At 60.3% G+C, this 17,656-nt stretch carries 15 protein-coding genes; 2 read left to right on the top strand and 13 right to left on the bottom strand.

What is annotated here, in order from left to right:
- Window positions 1-153 precede the first annotated feature (153 nt).
- From AWB69_RS34530 to AWB69_RS34520, 3 genes are all read right to left on the bottom strand, one after another.
- A complete protein-coding gene (locus AWB69_RS34530; protein ID WP_062091287.1) occupies window positions 154-1,620 on the bottom strand; it encodes a glutamate synthase subunit beta in 1,467 nt (488 codons plus the stop codon).
- A gap of 90 nt (window positions 1,621-1,710) precedes the next feature.
- Window positions 1,711-6,414 carry a glutamate synthase-related protein gene (locus tag AWB69_RS34525; RefSeq protein ID WP_062091286.1) on the bottom strand — a complete coding sequence of 1,568 codons (4,704 nt, stop codon included), beginning with the start codon at window positions 6,412-6,414 and terminating at the stop codon, window positions 1,711-1,713.
- A gap of 349 nt (window positions 6,415-6,763) precedes the next feature.
- The gene (locus AWB69_RS34520; RefSeq protein WP_062091285.1) at window positions 6,764-7,471 is read right to left on the bottom strand and encodes a transposase; all 708 of its coding nucleotides are present in this window, start codon (window positions 7,469-7,471) and stop codon (window positions 6,764-6,766) included.
- Window positions 7,472-7,738: 267 nt separating this feature from the next.
- Between AWB69_RS34520 and AWB69_RS34515 the strand changes: the two genes are divergently transcribed.
- Window positions 7,739-8,464 carry an OmpW/AlkL family protein gene (locus tag AWB69_RS34515; protein ID WP_062091284.1) on the top strand — a complete coding sequence of 242 codons (726 nt, stop codon included), beginning with the start codon at window positions 7,739-7,741 and terminating at the stop codon, window positions 8,462-8,464.
- Window positions 8,465-8,615: 151 nt separating this feature from the next.
- On the opposite strand, the gene AWB69_RS48150 is transcribed toward AWB69_RS34515, so the two are convergent.
- Entirely contained in the window at window positions 8,616-8,762 is a 147-nt protein-coding gene (locus tag AWB69_RS48150) for a hypothetical protein (RefSeq protein ID WP_156529061.1), read from the bottom strand.
- 15 nt (window positions 8,763-8,777) lie between these two features.
- Here AWB69_RS48150 and AWB69_RS34510 point away from each other — a divergent pair, with 15 nt between their 5' ends.
- Window positions 8,778-9,155, top strand: coding sequence for a DUF883 family protein (locus AWB69_RS34510; protein ID WP_062091283.1), 378 nt, complete (start codon window positions 8,778-8,780; stop codon window positions 9,153-9,155).
- 80 nt (window positions 9,156-9,235) lie between these two features.
- Here the strand turns inward: AWB69_RS34510 and ugpQ are convergent, their stop codons facing one another.
- The 9 genes from ugpQ to AWB69_RS34465 form a co-directional block, all read right to left on the bottom strand.
- Window positions 9,236-9,979 (bottom strand): glycerophosphodiester phosphodiesterase, encoded by a 744-nt coding sequence (gene ugpQ / locus AWB69_RS34505; RefSeq protein ID WP_062091282.1) that lies wholly within the window; start codon window positions 9,977-9,979, stop codon window positions 9,236-9,238.
- 13 nt (window positions 9,980-9,992) lie between these two features.
- Window positions 9,993-11,075: a sn-glycerol-3-phosphate import ATP-binding protein UgpC gene (locus tag AWB69_RS34500; RefSeq protein WP_062091281.1), complete on the bottom strand. Its 1,083-nt coding sequence runs from the start codon at window positions 11,073-11,075 to the stop codon at window positions 9,993-9,995.
- Window positions 11,076-11,085: 10 nt separating this feature from the next.
- The gene (locus tag AWB69_RS34495) at window positions 11,086-11,394 is read right to left on the bottom strand and encodes an antibiotic biosynthesis monooxygenase family protein (protein WP_062091280.1); all 309 of its coding nucleotides are present in this window, start codon (window positions 11,392-11,394) and stop codon (window positions 11,086-11,088) included.
- A gap of 14 nt (window positions 11,395-11,408) precedes the next feature.
- Window positions 11,409-12,254, bottom strand: coding sequence for a sn-glycerol-3-phosphate ABC transporter permease UgpE (ugpE, locus tag AWB69_RS34490; RefSeq protein WP_062091279.1), 846 nt, complete (start codon window positions 12,252-12,254; stop codon window positions 11,409-11,411).
- Window positions 12,251-13,135: a sn-glycerol-3-phosphate ABC transporter permease UgpA gene (gene ugpA, locus AWB69_RS34485; protein ID WP_062091278.1), complete on the bottom strand. Its 885-nt coding sequence runs from the start codon at window positions 13,133-13,135 to the stop codon at window positions 12,251-12,253. Before ugpA ends, ugpE begins: the two co-directional genes overlap by 4 nt.
- A 7-nt stretch (window positions 13,136-13,142) precedes the next feature.
- On the bottom strand, window positions 13,143-14,465 hold the full coding sequence (gene ugpB, locus AWB69_RS34480; RefSeq protein ID WP_062091277.1) for a sn-glycerol-3-phosphate ABC transporter substrate-binding protein UgpB: 1,323 nt from the start codon (window positions 14,463-14,465) through the stop codon (window positions 13,143-13,145).
- Window positions 14,466-14,540: 75 nt separating this feature from the next.
- Window positions 14,541-15,767, bottom strand: a complete 1,227-nt coding sequence (locus tag AWB69_RS34475; RefSeq protein ID WP_062091276.1) for a deoxyguanosinetriphosphate triphosphohydrolase — start codon at window positions 15,765-15,767, stop codon at window positions 14,541-14,543.
- A 182-nt stretch (window positions 15,768-15,949) separates the two neighbouring features.
- Window positions 15,950-17,026: a 3-dehydroquinate synthase gene (gene aroB / locus AWB69_RS34470; RefSeq protein WP_062091290.1), complete on the bottom strand. Its 1,077-nt coding sequence runs from the start codon at window positions 17,024-17,026 to the stop codon at window positions 15,950-15,952.
- 8 nt (window positions 17,027-17,034) lie between these two features.
- Entirely contained in the window at window positions 17,035-17,541 is a 507-nt protein-coding gene (locus tag AWB69_RS34465; protein WP_407923072.1) for a shikimate kinase, read from the bottom strand.
- Window positions 17,542-17,656 lie beyond the last annotated feature (115 nt).

Genomic DNA, 17,656 nt, shown 5'->3' with positions numbered 1-17,656 from the left:
CAAGCTCATAACGTTTTATTCTGGCCTGCTGCGAAGCCGGTCTTTAACGCCTTGCACACAAAAATACTGACAGTTCCATATCGCTACACCCAATAAAAAACCGGGCTCAAACTTCGAGCCCGGTTTTTCATCACACATCCCACGCCAAAAATCTCAACGCGGCAACTCACTAGACCCCATCAAAAACGCATCGACTGAACGGGCGCACTGCCGTCCCTCACGAATCGCCCAAACAACCAGCGACTGGCCGCGTCGCATATCGCCTGCGGTGAACACCTTCGGCACCGAAGTGAAGTAAGCCTTCTCCCCTTCGGTCGACGCCTTCACATTCCCGCGCGCGTCTTTATCGACACCAAACGCCTCGAGCACCGGCGACGCGGGCTGCGTAAAGCCCATCGCGAGCAGCACCAGATCGGCTTTCATTTCGAACTCCGATCCCGCCATTTCCTGCATCTTCCCGTCCTTCCATTCCACGCGCACGGCGATCAGCTTTTCAACCTTGCCGTTCTTGCCTTCAAAGCGTTTGGTCGCCACCGACCAATCACGCTCGCAACCTTCCTCATGCGACGACGACGTACGCAGCTTGATCGGCCAGTACGGCCAAACGAGCGGCTTGTTCTCTGTCTCGGGCGGCTGCGACAGCAACTCGAACTGCGTCACGCTTTTAGCACCATGCCGATTCGATGTCCCGACGCAATCCGAACCCGTATCGCCGCCACCGATCACAACAACATGCTTGCCTTTCGCAATCAACTGATCGACGACTGTATCGCCGGCATTGACCTTGTTCTGCAGCGGCAGGAATTCCATCGCGTAATGGATGCCTTGCATCTCGCGCCCAGGCACCGGCAAATCACGCGGCGTTTCCGAGCCACCCGCAATCACAACAGCGTCGAATTGCTCACGCAACTCATCGGGCGAAATGGTTTCACGCGATGAATTCGCGATATGCCCCGGCAGCGGTTCTTTACCAATAAACACATTGGTCCGGAACGCCACGCCCTCGGCTTCCATCTGCCGCATGCGACGATCGATCAGCCACTTTTCGAGCTTGAAATCGGGGATGCCATAGCGCAGCAATCCGCCGATGCGATCGTTCTTCTCGAACACCGTCACGTCATGTCCAGCACGCGCGAGTTGTTGCGCAGCGGCCAAACCGGCGGGACCCGATCCGACCACGGCCACCTTCTTGCCGGTCTTGTGCTTCGACGGCAACGGCGCGACCCAACCTTCGGCCCACGCTTTATCGATGATCGCGTGTTCGATCGACTTGATGCCGACGGGATCGTCGTTGATACCAAGCGTGCACGCGGTTTCGCACGGAGCCGGACAAATGCGCCCGGTGAACTCCGGGAAGTTGTTCGTGGAATGCAGCACTTCAATGGCCGTCTTCCAGTTCTGCTGGAACACCAGGTCGTTGAAGTCCGGAATGATGTTGTTCACCGGACAGCCGTTGTTGCAGAACGGAATACCGCAATCCATGCAGCGCGCGCCCTGGATCTTCGCGTTCTCGTCCGACAGCGCGTGGACGAATTCCTTGTAATGCTTGACGCGCGCGAGCGGCGCTTCATACGTCTCATGCTGGCGCTCGAACTCGAGAAAACCGGTTGCCTTGCCCATGTGGTTCTCTTTCTCTGTATTGGGGGTTGATCCACCCTTCGGCGCTCAACGCCGAAGGGCCGTACTAGTCATTGGATGTCAGCAGAAGACTCAGGCCGCGATCGCATCCTTCGCTTTCTTCGCGCCCAACTCGCCAAGCGCACGCTTGTACTCCGTCGGGAATACCTTCACGAATTGACGACGCGACGCGTCCCAGTTCTCGAGCAGCGCTTTCGCGCGCGGCGAACCGGTGGACTGGAAGTGCTGCTCGATCAGATCCTTGAGCAACGCTTCATCGGTCTTGCCGGTGTGCCACAAAGCCCGATCCACCGTGCGTTCCTGTTCTGCCTGCTGCAGGACCGGATCGAGTGCGACCATCGCCTTGTTGCACTTGCTGCCGAAGGTGCCGTCCGGATCGAAGACAAACGCCACGCCGCCCGACATGCCCGCTGCGAAGTTGCGCCCGGTTTCGCCGAGCACAACCACCGTGCCGCCGGTCATGTATTCGCAACCGTGATCACCGGTGCCTTCCACGACTGCCGTCGCGCCCGAGTTACGCACGGCGAAACGCTCGCCCGCGACGCCCCGGAAATACGCTTCGCCTTCAATCGCGCCGTACAACACCGTGTTTCCACAGATGATGTTTTCCTCCGACTTGCCCCGGAAGTCGTTGGTCGGGCGAATGATGATGCGGCCGCCCGACAGCCCCTTGCCGACGTAGTCGTTGCCGTCGCCGACGAGATCCAGCGTGATGCCCTTCGCCAGGAACGCACCGAAACTCTGCCCCGCCGTACCCTTCAACTGGATATGGATCGAGTCGTCGGGCAGGCCGTCGTGACCGTACTTGCGTGCGATCAAACCGGACAACATCGCGCCGACCGTGCGGTTCACGTTGCGCACCGGTTGGATGAACGAGACGTGCTCGCCCTTCTCGATAGCCGCCTTCGACTTCTCGATCAACACATGATCCAGCGCCTTCTCGAGTGAGTGATCCTGCGTCTCGACGTGCTTCGTCGCAATGCTGCCGTCGTTCGGCACTTGATAAAACACCTTCGAGAAATCCAGGCCCTTCGCCTTCCAGTGCTCGACGCCCTTCTTCGTATCGAGCAATTCGGCGTGTCCGATCAGATCGTCGAACTTGCGGATGCCCAGTTGCGCCATGATTTCGCGCACTTCTTCAGCGATAAAGAAGAAGAAGTTCACCACATGTTCCGGCTGCCCCGTGAACTTGGCGCGCAGCACCGGATCTTGCGTCGCAACGCCGACCGGGCATGTGTTCAGGTGACACTTGCGCATCATGATGCAACCCTGCACGACGAGCGGCGCGGTCGCGAAACCGAATTCATCGGCGCCGAGCAGCGCACCGATCACCACGTCGCGGCCGGTTTTCATCTGGCCGTCGGCTTGCACGCGGATACGGCCGCGCAGGCGGTTGAGCACCAGCGTTTGCTGCGTTTCGGCCAGACCCAGTTCCCACGGCGTGCCGGCGTGCTTCAACGACGACAACGGCGAAGCGCCCGTGCCGCCATCGTGGCCTGCGATCACGACGTGATCGGCCTTCGCCTTCGCAACGCCGGCGGCAACGGTCCCAACGCCCACTTCCGACACCAGCTTCACCGAGACGCTCGACGACGAGTTCACGTTCTTCAGGTCGTGAATAAGCTGCGCCAGGTCTTCGATCGAATAAATGTCATGGTGCGGCGGCGGCGAAATCAGGCCCACGCCCGGCACCGAATACCGCAGTTTGCCGATGTAATCACTGACCTTGTGACCCGGCAGTTGTCCGCCTTCGCCCGGCTTCGCGCCCTGCGCCATCTTGATCTGGATCTGATCAGCCGACGACAGGTACTCCGCCGTCACGCCGAAGCGTCCGGACGCGACCTGTTTGATCCGCGAGCGCAGCGAATCGCCGTCTTTCAACGGAATGTCCGTGACGACTTCGTCGCCGATCACGGACTTCATGGTGTCGCCGTTCTTGATCGGAATGCCGCGCAGTTCGTTGCGATACCGGTTCGCATCTTCACCGCCTTCACCCGTGTTCGACTTCCCGCCGATACGGTTCATGGCCACAGCCAGCGTGGCGTGTGCTTCGGTGCTGATCGACCCCAGCGACATGGCGCCGGTCGCAAAACGCTTGACGATTTCCTTCGCCGGTTCCACTTCATCCAGGGGAATCGCCTTCGCCGGATCGACCTTGAACTCGAACAAACCGCGGAACGTCATGTGACGCCTGGTCTGGTCGTTGATCAGGTGCGCATATTCCTTGTACGTCTGGTACGAGTTGCTGCGCGTGGAATGCTGCAGCTTGGCGATGGCGTCCGGCGTCCACATGTGCTCTTCACCGCGCACGCGATACGCGTATTCACCACCCGCATCGAGCATGGTCGCGAGCACAGGGTTCTCGCCAAACGCTTCGCGATGCAGGCGAATCGCTTCCTCGGCCACTTCGAAAATACCAATACCGCCGACCTTCGATGCCGTGCCCTTGAAGTACTTCTCCACAAGTTCGCTGGAGAGCCCGACCGCTTCGAAAATCTGCGCGCCGGTGTACGACATGTACGTGGAAATGCCCATCTTCGACATGACCTTGTACAAGCCCTTGCCGACCGCCTTCGTGTAGTTGTAGATGGCTTTATCGGCAGAAAGGTCGCCCTTCAGGCCTTCGGCCATTTGCGCTAGCGTTTCCAGCGCAAGGTACGGATGGACCGCTTCCGCGCCGTACGCGGCGAGCAAAGCGAAGTGATGCGTCTCGCGCGCCGATCCCGTTTCCACGACCAGACCCGTGCTCGTGCGCAGACCGTGCTGCACGAGGTGCGTGTGAATAGCGGACGTGGCGAGCAGCGCCGGGATAGCCAGGTTGTCACGATCCATCTTGCGATCGGACACGATCAGCATGTTGTACCCGGACTTCACTGCATCCACCGCTTCCGCGCACAGCGAAGCCAGACGCGCTTCCACGCCTTCGTTGCCCCACGCGACCGGATAGCAGATGCTCAGTTCGTACGAGCTGAACTTGCCTCCCGTGTATTTATCGATAGCACGGATCTTCGCGATGTCCTTGAAGTCGAGCACGGGCTGGGAGACTTCGAGACGCATCGTCGGGTTGATGTTGGTCGTGTCGAGCAGGTTCGGCTTCGGGCCGACGAACGACACCAGCGACATCACCATGTTCTCGCGAATGGGGTCGATCGGCGGGTTCGTGACCTGCGCGAAGAGCTGCTTGAAGTAGTGATACAGCGTCTTGTTCTTGTTCGACATCACCGCGAGCGGCGAGTCATTGCCCATTGAACCGACGGCTTCTTCGCCCAGCTGCGCCATCGGCGCCATCAGGAACTTGACGTCTTCCTGCGTGTAGCCGAACGCCTGCTGACGGTCCAGCAAGGCGGCCGCTTCACGGCGCTGCGTCTCGACGTCTTCCGCCTTCGGCTCGATTTCGTCGAGCTTGATGCGCACGGCGTCGATCCAGCTCTTGTACGGCTTGCCGTTCGCGAGGTTGTCCTTGAGCTCCTTGTCGTCGATGATCCGGCCTTGCTCCATGTCGATCAGGAACATCTTGCCCGGCTGCAGACGCCACTTCTTCACGATCTTCGATTCCGGCACCGGCAACACGCCTGATTCCGATGCGAGGATCACGAGGTCGTCGTCAGTGATGACGTAGCGCGCCGGACGCAGGCCGTTACGGTCGAGCGTCGCGCCAATCTGGCGGCCGTCCGTGAACGCGATCGCAGCGGGGCCGTCCCACGGCTCCATCATGGCCGCGTGATATTCGTAGAACGCGCGGCGGTTGTCGTCCATCAGCGTGTGCTGTTCCCAGGCTTCGGGGATCATCATCATCATTGCGTGGACGAGCGGATAACCCGCCATGACCAGGAGTTCAAGGCAGTTATCGAACGATGCCGTGTCCGACTGGCCCGGGTAGATCAGCGGCCAGAGCTTCGGCAGGTCGTCACCCAGCACATAGCTGGCGATCGCGCCGGTACGCGCGTTCAGCCAGTTGACGTTGCCCTTCACGGTGTTGATTTCGCCGTTGTGCGCAATCATCCGGTACGGGTGCGCGAGCTCCCACGCCGGGAACGTGTTCGTGGAGAAGCGCTGGTGCACGAGCGCGAGTGCCGACACCGTGCGTTCGTCCTGCAGGTCGCGGTAATACACGCCAACCTGACCGGCCAGCAGCAGGCCCTTATAAACGACGGTGCGCGCCGACATGGACGGTACGAAGTATTCCTTGCCGTGCTTGAGCTTGAGCGCCTGGATCCGATGACTGGCGGTCTTGCGGATCACGTACAGCTTCCGCTCGAGCGCGTCCGTCACAACAATGTCCTTGCCCCGGCCAATGAAGATCTGCCGGATCAGCGGCTCGCTGGCCTTCACGGTCGGCGAAATGGGCATGGTGCCGTCGACGGGAACATCACGCCAGCCAAGCACGACCTGGCCTTCGGCCTTCACCGTACGTTCCAGTTCCTGCTCGCACGCGAGACGCGACGCATGTTCCTTCGGCAAGAAGATCATGCCGACGCCGTACTCGCCCTCCGGCGGCAGCGTCACGCCCTGCTTCGCCATTTCCTCACGATAAAACCCGTCGGGGATCTGGATCAGGATGCCCGCGCCGTCGCCCATCAGCTTGTCGGCGCCGACTGCGCCGCGATGGTCGAGGTTTTCGAGGATCTTCAGGCCCTGCTCGATGATTTCGTGGCGCTTCTTGCCCTTGATGTGAGCGACGAAGCCGACGCCACAGGAGTCGTGTTCGTTCTCGGGGTCATACATGCCCTGCGCGGCGGGAGCGGAACCGAGAGTCGGCGGCAGTTGATCGTTCATGGGTCACCGTGTTCTGTGGGGGGCCGCGGGCGGCCGTTGAACATGTTTTGTGTTGCTTATGTGCGTTGCTTGCGCCTCCGGCAGGCCAAGACCCCGAACCTGGACGAAAACCGCGAAGCCGGTCGTGCAAACAGACGCGATGCGTCCTGAACTGCCGGAAAACGAAATATACGCGATGAATCAAAAACTTGGCAATCAAAATCCGATGATCTGACACCTATTATCGAGTTGGTGCACGATTGCCCCATTTAATTGGTTCCATATCAAAAACAAACCGAAAATAAAACGGCATGCCGATTTTTGTCGTCATGCCGTTCATTCATTCTTCAGTTGCGGTGCAAAAACTCCGTTAACGAGTCTGAGGAGTCTCTCGGATCTTGCGTGGACGGCCGCGGGGCAACGGTGAGACGCGCCGGTTGGCGGCTCGCCCGGCCCACTCCCTGTAGGAGTCGCTACCGAGCACCCAGCCCTTGAGCGTCGCCTGAAGCAACCGGTTGGCTTCGCGTTGGTCGAGCGGCTGCTCGCACAGCTCCGTGTAGGCGCGCTGGCGTTCAAAGGGCGTATTGCCGAGCTTCCAGTACAGCGGATGGTCGGTGATGAGACTGTCGAGCGTCAAACCGATGTGATGACGGTAGCTCGACCATTTGTAGTCTTGCGGGAGGGCCGCGAGTTCGGCATGCACCGGCGCCATCTCGACTACCCGGCTCGCGAGCAGGAAGTAGGTTTCACCTTCGATCACCGTCGCCCGGTAGCGGCCTTCCCACAAGGTACCGCGGCGGGCATAACGGCGATTGAAATGCGCAACGTAGCGCCGGCCGACCGCCTGCATGGCTTTCGGGAGGCTGGCTTCGTCGCGGGGCGTAACGAGAAGGTGCACCGCGCCGGGCATCAGCGCGTAAGCGTGGATGGCGAGATGGTGGTCGCGGGAGGCCGTACGCAGGCATTCGATGAAAAGCTCGTAGTCCGGAGCTTCGACGAAAGCGGGCTGCTGGTCGAGACCGCGCAAGATGACATGCTGCGGCTGTTCGGGAACGTAGAGTCGTGCTAGCCGTGCCATGCTGGATTTTCCGTTGGTCGAGCGTTGGTCGGGTTCGGGGTATTCCGGCGGTCCGTCAAAGCCACATTCTGGGCCACCTTGAAATTTTTCGTTCAAGTCGTGCGGGGCAAGTATCAACCCGTGCGTCAGCCGGGGAAATCAGGAGCCTGGCACCGCGCTAACCCAATTGGAGCCGGCATTCTTCTTAGGGAAAACGCTCTGAGGCCAAGCATGGTTTGTTTCAAGTGTTCTGTTCATAATTAGCGTGCTTTTTCGGAGGAGCACTCAATGAAAATAAAACGGGTTGTTACGGGGGTCGCCACATTCGCGTGCGTATCTGGCGCAGCACATGCACAGTCGGCGAACACGTTCTACGTCACTACCGGCTGGTTCCATTTCGCTCCTATCTCCAGCAGCGGCCCGCTCAAGGAAACGAGCGTAGGCGGATCGCCAGTCGGCATTGAAATACCCAACACCGGCGCGAGCCTCTCCAGCGCCGACACCGCCGGCTTCACCGCTGGCTACTTTGTCACCGACCATATTGCCGGCGAATTCGTTATCGGCATTCCGCCCACCTTCAACTTGCAGGGTGAAAAGTCATACTCGCAATATGGCACGCTCGGTACGGCCAAGCAGTGGAGCCCGACGCTGCTGCTGAAGTACTACTTCATGCAGCCGCAGTCGAAGATTCGCCCGTACGTTGGTATTGGCGTAACGCGCGTGTGGTTCACCGACGCGAAGATCACGAATAGCTCCTTCGAAACCAATGTACTGCATGGTCCGACCGACGTATCGACGGATAGTTCGTGGGCGCCCGTGTTTAATGCAGGCCTTACATACGCCTTCAACGACCACTGGTTCGCCGGTTTCTCCATCTCCTTCGTGCCCCTCCACGCCACGGCCAAGCTGACGACCCAGGCGCAGACGCCGGTTGGCCAGCTCACCGTGAACTCGGAAGCAAAACTGAAGCTGAATCCGATCGTGACGTACCTGAACGTCGGATATCGGTTTTAAGCAACTCCGTCCGCGCTGTTTTCGGGCTGTTCCGTCAAAGCAAACCCAAGACAAACGCCGTTGCGAGGCTCCCTCGCAACGGCGTTTGTCTTTTCGGCGTTTGTAAAAATGCTACGCCCCGGACTATTTTCCACACCCATTCAGGTAGTTTCTACTTTTTCTGATCTTCTGCTTTTCCCCGGATGCCTTGCACGGCGAGGCTCCAACGTGCAATGTTGAACGCGGTGGATGAACCGGCATCCAACTTGCTCACCTTCTGTTTTTCCGCGCTTTCGCGGCCCATCCACGATTCACCCATCGACGGAGCGATCCTATGAACGCATTTTCTAATACGCGAGATGCCATCGGAGATTCATGGAACTCCACCAGCCGCCATGCGCGCCGCATTTCGCGCCACAGCCAGGACGCGGCGCAAGACATTGGCGGAGAACTGCGCAAGCTGATTTCGGAGATTGAAGAAACGCTGTCAGAAGGGACGTCAGCCGACGTCGCCGCGCTGCGGGCGCAGTTGAGCAAGAGCGTGGATTCGGCACGCGAGCGTTTGAATAATACGCACGACGCGGTACGCGCTCGCGCGAATACGGCCTTGGCCGACGCGGACACCTATATTCACGACAAACCGTGGCAAGTCATCGCCCTGGTGGGCGGTCTGGCGCTGGTGACGGGCGTATTGCTGGCCCGCGCCCGATAAGCCTTTTGCTTGTATCAATGGAAAACGCGCGCTCGAATTGCTCCGGGCGCGCGTTTTTTATACGTTCGCCTGGGTTCAGCTCAGTCCAGGAAATCTGCACCGATCACGTCGATACGATCCGTGCAGATCGCGTCCACGCCCCATGTCGCGAGCTCACGCGCCCGCTCCGGGTCGTTGACGGTGTAGGCCAGGATCCGCAAGCCGGAATCCTTGATCTCGGCGACCAGACGCTTGTCCAGCGTCTTGTGATTCGCATGGAGCGATACGCACGCCAAAGCCGCGGTTTGGGCTCGCCAGTCGCCGGGAATGGCTTCGTAAAGCATACCGCGCGGCAGATCGGGGGCAGCCCCGGCAGCGGCCTCAAGCGCAGCGTAGGAAAACGACGACAACAGCGGCGCCGGTTCTGCGCCCGACCACAGCCGCGCGGCCTCCTGCGCCACTAAAACGCCCGTTTCAACATCGCGCCCTTCGCACGGCTTGATTTCGATATTCGCCGCCAATCCGTGCGAAAAACACCGCTCCGCGACCTCGGCAAGCGTAGGCATGCGCGCACCCGCGAAACTCGGATCGAACCAACTGCCGGCATCGAGTTGCTCGAGTTCTTCGTAGCGAAGATTTTTCGCTGCGCCACGCCCGTTCGACGTACGGTCGACGAGGTCGTCGTGTAGCAAAAATACGACATTATCCGCCGATAACTTCGCATCGAATTCGATCATTTTCAGACCGAGCCGCGCGCCGGTGTCAATACCGTCGAGCGTGTTTTCCGGCGCGACCTTCCCTCCGCCGCGATGCGCGACGATGCGCGGATATGGCCAGATCTTCATGTTCCTGTATTCCTCAATTGACGCGCAAGCCCGTCGCCGGATCGAAGATGTGCAACCGGTGCGCCGGCAGCGCCACTTCAAGCGCCTCGCCCCGCGCCGGACGATGTTCGTGCGGCAAACGCGCCGCGACGTCGTGTTTGCCCCAACGGCCGTGTGCCAGATTATCCGCGCCGAGGAGTTCGCAGGAGTCGACCGTCAACGTGACATGCGCGCCCTGGTGCTCCGGCAGCATGTGTTCCGGCCGGATGCCCAAAACCCACTCACGCCCCTTCAGATCCTGCTGCAGGGACTGCATGCCCGCAAGCGGCAGGCGTGGCCCGTTACCCGCGACCTCGAAGCTCAACCCGTCGTCCGATACGCGGCCTTCCAGCAGATTCATGGCCGGTGAGCCAATGAAACTCGCGACGAACACCGTCGCCGGACGCTCGTAGACTTCGGTCGGCGGCCCGATCTGCTCGGCCCGGCCACGATTCATCACGATCACGCGCTGCGCGAGTGTCATTGCCTCGATCTGGTCGTGCGTGACGTACAGGCTCGTGGTCGCGAGACGCGCGTGCAGCCGCTGGATTTCCAGCCGCATTTGCACGCGCAACTTGGCGTCGAGGTTGGACAGCGGTTCGTCGAACAGGAACACGGCCGGTTCGCGCACGATCGCGCGGCCCATGGCCACACGCTGCCGCTGGCCGCCGGACAGCTCGCGCGGCTTGCGGGCGAGCAACGGCTCGAGTTCCAGGATCTTCGCGGCATTCTGAACCCGCCGGTCGATTTCCGATTTGCCGACACCGCTGATCTTCAGCGCGTACGCCATGTTCTGCGCGACGCTCATGTGCGGATACAGCGCGTAGTTCTGGAACACCATCGCAATGTCCCGATCCTTCGGCTCGAGCGTGTTCACCACTTTCTCGCCGATGGAAATCGTCCCTTCGGACACGCTTTCCAGCCCCGCGACCATCCGCAGCAAAGTCGATTTCCCGCAGCCGGACGGACCGACCATCACGACGAATTCGCCGTCCGTCACTTCCACGTCGATGCCGTGCAGAACGAACTGCTTGCTGTCGTAGGTTTTCTTGACGCCTTGAAGGCTCAGTGCAGCCATCGACCCGCCTTCATTTAAGGGCGCCCGCGACCGTCGCGAAATGCGCGACCGCGATGCCCGGTTCGTAGAATTTATGCAGCAGCGCGCGCCACGTCTGGTAGTCGGCGGAATTGCGGAAGCCTTCCTGGTGCGCCGCCACCGTTTCCCACCGTACGAGCAGCACGTATTGCGAACCGTTGTCCGCATCGGCGCCACGCACCAGTTCGTGCGAGAGATACCCCGGTTGCGCCGAGATGATCTTTTCGGCTTCAGCGAATGCCGCTTCGAACGCGGCCTCTTCGCCGGCCTTCACCGGCAATTGAGCAACTTCAAGGATCATTGAATGAACCTCCGTTATTTTTCGGAATCGACGAGACCGCGCACGAACCAGCGCTGCATGGTCAGTACCACCGCGAGCGGCGGCAACATCGCCAGCAGCGTCGCGGTCATGACCAGATGCCACTCAGTGGCGGTGTCGCCGGAAGCGATCATGCTCTTGATGCCGACCACCGCGGTTTGCAGCGACTGGTCGCTCGTGATCAGGATCGGCCACAAATACTGGTTCCAGCCATAGATGAACGTGATCACGAACAGCGCGGCAATGTTCGTCTTCGACAGCGGCAGCACCACGTCCCACAAGAAGCGCAATGCCCCTGCGCCGTCGATGCGCGCCGCCTCCATCAGTTCATCGGGCAACGTCATGAAGAACTGGCGGAACAGGAACGTCGCCGTCGCCGATGCAATCAGCGGCAGCGTCAGGCCGGCGTACGTGTTGCTGAGATGCATCGATGAAACGACCTGGACCGTCGGGAAAATGCGCACTTCCACCGGCAGCATCAGCGTGATGAAAATGAGCCAGAAGGCCAGGTTTTTAAACGGGAAGCGGAAGAACACGATGGCGTAGGCCGACAGCATGGAGATAGCGATCTTGCCGATCGAAATCACCAGCGCCATGACAAGGCTGTTCAGCAGCATATGGCCGAACGGCGCCGCCGCGTTGCCGCTGCCGTGCGTCCAGATGTTCGCTATGTTCTCGAACAGGTGCGTGCTCGGAATCAGCGAAAGCGGCACCCTGAAGACTTCCGCTTCGCTCATGGTGGCCGCGCAAAAAGCGATGTACACCGGAAACACGACCAGCACCACGCCCACGATCAGCACCGCGTGGCAAAACAGGTCAAAACCGCGACGGTTCTCGATCATGAGTACTGCACCCGACGTTCAATAAAGCGGAATTGCACGACCGTCAGCGCCACCACGATCACCATCAGCACAACCGACTGCGCGCCGGAACTGCCGATATCGAGACCCTGGAAACCCTCAGCAAAGATCTTGTAGATGAGCGTTTTTGTGGACTGCGCAGGACCGCCGCCGGTGGCTGCATCGATAACCGGGAAAGTATCGAAGAAGGCGTAGACCAGGTTCACGGTCAGCAGGAAGAAACTCGTCGGCGAGAGCAACGGCAGCGCGATCCCGAAGAACCGCCGCACAGGCCCGGCGCCGTCAATTGCCGCCGCCTCGATCAGCGAACGCGGAATAGCCTGCAGTCCGGCGAAGAAAAACAGGAAGTTATAGCTCACCTGTTTCCACACCGACGCCAGCACGACTAGGAACATCGCCTGTGACCCATTGAGCGCATGGTTCCAGACAATGCCGTACTTCGCGAGCGCATAGGTCACCAGTCCAATACTCGGGTTGAACAGGAACGACCACAGCACGGCGGCAATCGCCGGGGCGACCGCGTACGGCCAGATCAAAAGCGTCTGATAGACCTTCCGGCCGCGAGTCACCCGATCGGCACACGCGGCCAGCAGCAGCGAGATCACCAGGCCCGACACGGTGACGAGCGTGCAGAAGATGATCGTTGTATTGAACGAGGCGAGGTAAAGCGGATCGGTGAAGATCTGCTTGAAATTCGCCAGTCCGACAAATTCGCTCGATGTACCGAACGCATCCTGGGTCTGCGTGGCTTGCCACAGCGCCTCGCCGGCCGGCCACAGAAAAAAGAGCGCGGTGATGGCGAGTTGCGGCGCGACCAGCAGATAAGGCAGCAGGCTCGTATTGAACCGCGATCGTTTTTCCATGGCGAGTTTAGTTTCCAGCCTTTTCGAAGCGGCGCAGCAGGTCATCACCGCGCGATGCAGCCGAATCCAGCGCGTCCTTCGGCGTTTTCTTGCCCGCCCAGACCTGCTCGAGTTCCTCATCGACGATCGTGCGGATCTGCGGCATGTTGCCCAGGCGCAAGCCCTTGGTGAACGGCAGGGGCGGTTTGTTCAGCATCTGCTTGATCGCGGTATCGGCGCCGGGATTCTTTTCATAGAAGCCCTGCTTTTGCGTCAGCTCGTAAGCGGCGGTCGTGACCGGCAGATAGCCCGTGTCCTGATGCCATTTAGCCGCCACTGCCGGCGAGGTCAGATAAGCCAGGAACTTCGCGACACCCTTGTAGGTGGCCGCATCTTTCCCGGACAGAACCCAAAGACTCGCGCCGCCGATGATCGCGTTCTGCGGTGCGCCCTTCACGCTCGCGTCGTACGGCATCATGCCCGTGCCGAAATCGAACTTCGCGTACTTCTTGATGTTGGCGAGCGACCCCGACGAGTTGGTCAGGATGCCGCAATCGCCGCTATAGAACTTCGATACCGCCTCGTCCTTGCGGCCGACATACGTGAACGTGCCGTCCTTCGCCATGTTCTGCAGGAACTGGATGTGCGCGACCTGCAGCGGCTTGTTGAATTCGAGCACCGCGTTGGTGCCGTCGAAGCCATTGTTCTCCGATGCGAACGGCAAGCCGTGCCATGCGCTGTAGTTCTCAAGCTGAATCCAGCTTTGCCAGCCCGATGAATAGCCGCACATGCCGATCGCTTTCAGCTTTTTCGAATCAGCGGCGAGTTCATCCCAGGTTTTCGGCGGATGGGTCGGATCGATGCCGGCTTTCTTGAACGCGTCCTTGTTGTAATACAGGACCGGCGTCGAGCTGTTGAACGGCATCGAAATCAGGTGGCCCGTCTTCGAGTCGCTGTAATAACTTGCAATGGTTGGTACGAACGCCTTTTCATCGAGCGGGACGCCGGCTTGCTTGAATACGTCGGAGACCGGAATGACGGCTTTCTTGGCCTGGATCATCGTGGCCGTGCCCACTTCATACACCTGCAGGATGGCCGGTGCGTTGCCGCTGCGATACGCCGCAATGCCCGCTGCCATCGTCTGGTCGTAGCTGCCCTTGAAGACCGGCACGATCTTGTAGTCGCTTTGCGACGCGTTGAAATCGTTTGCGATGTCGTTCACGCGCTCGCCGAGCGCGGATTCCATTGCGTGCCAGAACTGGATTTCGGTGGCGGCCTGTGCCTGACTGGCGCCAAAGGCGAATACAGCGGCAATGGAAAAGGCGCTGACCAACAACTTGCGACTACTCATGACTAACCTCTCCTTGAACCCCGGTGGAGTTTTTTTGGTTGGGACAAACGCAGAAAGCGCCTGGAACGCGGCATTCTAATTGTCGTCTATGACGAATAGACGTCCGTATTCTTTTAATGCGTATCGATCCGTCATGCCCGCGATGTAATGGGCAATCAGGCGCGCCTGCTGGCTGCCCGACGCGCTCTCGCTGCCGCGGGGGTCGTTGGCCGACTCTTCCGCGATCGGTCCGCGTGCCTGATAGGCCGGGGGCAGCAGGCGCGGGTCGTCGTTGAACGCCTTGAAAAGGCCGCTCACCACGCGCCCCGCTTTGTTAGCCATCCGCATGACCTTGTAGTGGCGATACAGGTTCTTGTAAAGGAAGCGCTTGAGTTCGGTCGCCTGGGCGGCGACGGTTTCGCTGTGGTTGACCAGCGCCGGGGCGTCGCGCACGTCGTCGACCGATTGCGGATTCAGCCGCGCCAGGTTCTCGCTCGTCGACTCGATCAAATCCACGATCAACGTATTGATGATCCGGCGGATGGTCTCGTGAATCAGCCGGCGCCCTTCGATATCCGGATACTCCGCGCGCGCTGCTTCGTAGTGCGTCTGCCACAGAGCGACATCGGCGAGTTGGTCGAGGGTGATCAGGCCGGAGCGCAGGCCGTCGTCGACGTCGTGATTGTTGTAGGCGATTTCGTCGGCGACGTTCGCGATCTGGGCTTCTATCGACGGCTGCTTGCGATTCAGAAACCGCTCGCCCAACGCGCCGAGCTTCAGCGCATTCTCATGCGAGCAGTGTTTGAGAATGCCTTCGCGGGTTTCGAAGCAGAGGTTCAGGCCGTTGAATGCGCCGTAGTGCTCTTCCAGCTCATCGACCACCACCAGGCTCTGCAGGTTGTGTTCAAAGCCGCCGTGCTCGCGCATGCATTCATTTAGTGCATCCTGCCCGGCATGGCCGAACGGCGTATGGCCAAGATCGTGCGCCAGCGAAATGGCTTCGACCAGATCTTCGTTCACGCGCAGGTTACGCGCCACGGAACGGGCGATCTGCGCGACTTCCAGGCTATGCGTCAGGCGCGTTCGGAACAGATCGCCTTCGTGATTCACGAAAACCTGCGTCTTGTATTCGAGCCGGCGGAACGCCGTGGAGTGAACAATGCGATCACGATCGCGCTGGAACTCAGTGCGCGCAGCGGGCGGTTTTTCTTCGAAGCGCCGGCCACGCGACTCGGCCGAATGCGCAGCATACGGGGCGAGATGCGCCTCGAGTGCGAAGGACGTCGGCGTGATGCTGGAAAACTGGAATGTCTTGTCGCTCACCGGCTGCTCCGAATCATCGTCGTTTCGTTGTTGGCTTCGTTTGTGGCCATGAGCTGTGGCGTTCTCTGCCGCGGTGGCTACGGCCGACGGTCAGCCAGTGTCACGAAAGTCAGCGCATGGGTGAACCTGGATGTCTCGCGACTGAGCTTTGTCGCAACAACCCGCTGCTGAACGCAGCCTCGTCAGACGCTGGCGGCGAGCGTTGCGCGCACTGCCTCGTCAGGCGCACCCGTGATCTTTGTATTGCCGAAACGCTCGAGCAGGATGAATTTGATCTCGCCTGCTTCGGCTTTCTTGTCGACCTTCATCAAGTCGATATAACGATCCGCGCCAAGCGCCGGCGCCTTGACCGGCAGCTTCGCCGCGGCGATCAACCGCGTAAGCCGCTCACGCGAGGTTTCATCGAGCCGGCCGAGCCGTACGGACAGGTCCGCTGCCATTACCATGCCGCAACCGACTGCCTCGCCATGCAGCCACTCCCCGTAACCAAGACCGGCTTCAATTGCATGACCGAATGTGTGGCCGAAATTGAGAATGGCGCGCAAGCCGCCTTCGCGTTCGTCGGCAGCCACCACCGAAGCCTTCACCTCGCATGAGCGCTTCACTGCATGCGCGAGCGCAGTCGGATCGCAGGCGTTCAAAGCCGCGATGTTCGTCTCTATCCAGTCGAAGAATTCGCTGTCGGCAATGGCGCCCGTCTTGATCACTTCCGCGATTCCCGCTGCGAGTTCGCGCGGCGGCAGCGTGCGCAGTACCCCGATGTCGGCGATGACCGCTTGCGGCTGATAAAACGCGCCGATCATGTTCTTGCCAAGCGGATGATTGATGCCGGTCTTCCCGCCCACAGACGAATCGACTTGCGCGAGCAGCGTGGTCGGCACCTGGATAAAGGGCACGCCACGCATATAACTGGCAGCGGCAAAACCCGTCATGTCGCCGATCACCCCGCCGCCCAGCGCAATCAGCGTGGTCTTGCGGTCGGCGCGGCCGGCCAGCAGCGCGGTGAAAATCTGGTTGAGCGTCTCGAGATTCTTGTGCACTTCACCGTCGGGCAGAACGATGGTCGTGACTGCCTTGCCGAGCGGCGCGAGCGCGGCGCGGAGCGCTTCGCCGTACAGCGGATCGACAGTCGTGTTGGTGACAATCGCGACCGACGAGCCCGCAATATGCGGCGCGTACAGTTCGGTCCGGCCAATCAGCCCGGCGCCAATATGGATGGGGTAGGCGCGATCGCCCAGTTCGACGTTGACGGTAATCATGGCGGACATTATGACGTAGCCGGTTTGACGATACCGGCCATCTCCAGTTGCATCAACACCATGTTGACGAGGTTATTCACGGTCGGCCGGCCAGTTTCCACGATGAAATGCGCGCACTCCTGATACAGAGGATCACGCGTCTTGTAGAGCGCTTCCAGCTTGCCGCGCGGGTCGTCGGTCTGCAGCAGCGGCCGGTTTTTATCGCGCCGCGTACGTTGCCACAATTCGTGCGGCGTGGCGCGCAGGTAGATCACCAGCCCGCGACTCTTCAGATGTTCCCGATTCTCCGCGCGGAGAATCGCGCCGCCGCCGGTCGCCAGCACAATATTCTCGCGCCGCGACAACTCGTCGATCACATCCGCTTCGCGCTGCCGGAAGCCTTCTTCTCCCTCGACCTCCCAGATCACCGGGATGCGCGCACCCGTGCGCGCCTCGATTTCGTGGTCGGAATCAATGAAAGAACGTTGTAACCGGCGCGCGACCGCCCGCCCCACGGTGGTCTTTCCAGCCCCCATGAGTCCGACAAAAAATACGTTCGCGTTCGCTTGCCCGGCTTCCAACTCGCTTCCTTGTGCATTGATTCCGGTCCCGATTCTGGTCCCGTTCGTGCGGGAGCTTAAGGGCAAAAGG

Source organism: Caballeronia udeis (genome assembly GCF_001544555.2).
Classification (GTDB): domain Bacteria; phylum Pseudomonadota; class Gammaproteobacteria; order Burkholderiales; family Burkholderiaceae; genus Caballeronia; species Caballeronia udeis.
This window is presented reverse-complemented; position numbering and strand designations above follow the sequence as displayed.

Excerpts from the sequence above, each read along its gene's own strand:
- AWB69_RS34530 (WP_062091287.1), bottom strand. The coding sequence starts at position 1,620 with ATGGGCAAGGCAACCGGTTTTCTCGAGTTCGAGCGCCAGCATGAGACG.
- AWB69_RS34525 (WP_062091286.1), bottom strand. The coding sequence starts at position 6,414 with ATGAACGATCAACTGCCGCCGACTCTCGGTTCCGCTCCCGCCGCGCAG.
- AWB69_RS34520 (WP_062091285.1), bottom strand. The coding sequence starts at position 7,471 with ATGGCACGGCTAGCACGACTCTACGTTCCCGAACAGCCGCAGCATGTC.
- AWB69_RS34515 (WP_062091284.1), top strand. The coding sequence starts at position 7,739 with ATGAAAATAAAACGGGTTGTTACGGGGGTCGCCACATTCGCGTGCGTA.
- AWB69_RS48150 (WP_156529061.1), bottom strand. The coding sequence starts at position 8,762 with ATGGGTGAATCGTGGATGGGCCGCGAAAGCGCGGAAAAACAGAAGGTG.
- AWB69_RS34510 (WP_062091283.1), top strand. The coding sequence starts at position 8,778 with ATGAACGCATTTTCTAATACGCGAGATGCCATCGGAGATTCATGGAAC.
- ugpQ (WP_062091282.1), bottom strand. The coding sequence starts at position 9,979 with ATGAAGATCTGGCCATATCCGCGCATCGTCGCGCATCGCGGCGGAGGG.
- AWB69_RS34500 (WP_062091281.1), bottom strand. The coding sequence starts at position 11,075 with ATGGCTGCACTGAGCCTTCAAGGCGTCAAGAAAACCTACGACAGCAAG.
- AWB69_RS34495 (WP_062091280.1), bottom strand. The coding sequence starts at position 11,394 with ATGATCCTTGAAGTTGCTCAATTGCCGGTGAAGGCCGGCGAAGAGGCC.
- ugpE (WP_062091279.1), bottom strand. The coding sequence starts at position 12,254 with ATGATCGAGAACCGTCGCGGTTTTGACCTGTTTTGCCACGCGGTGCTG.
- ugpA (WP_062091278.1), bottom strand. The coding sequence starts at position 13,135 with ATGGAAAAACGATCGCGGTTCAATACGAGCCTGCTGCCTTATCTGCTG.
- ugpB (WP_062091277.1), bottom strand. The coding sequence starts at position 14,465 with ATGAGTAGTCGCAAGTTGTTGGTCAGCGCCTTTTCCATTGCCGCTGTA.
- aroB (WP_062091290.1), bottom strand. The coding sequence starts at position 17,026 with ATGATTACCGTCAACGTCGAACTGGGCGATCGCGCCTACCCCATCCAT.
- AWB69_RS34465 (WP_407923072.1), bottom strand. The coding sequence starts at position 17,541 with ATGGGGGCTGGAAAGACCACCGTGGGGCGGGCGGTCGCGCGCCGGTTA.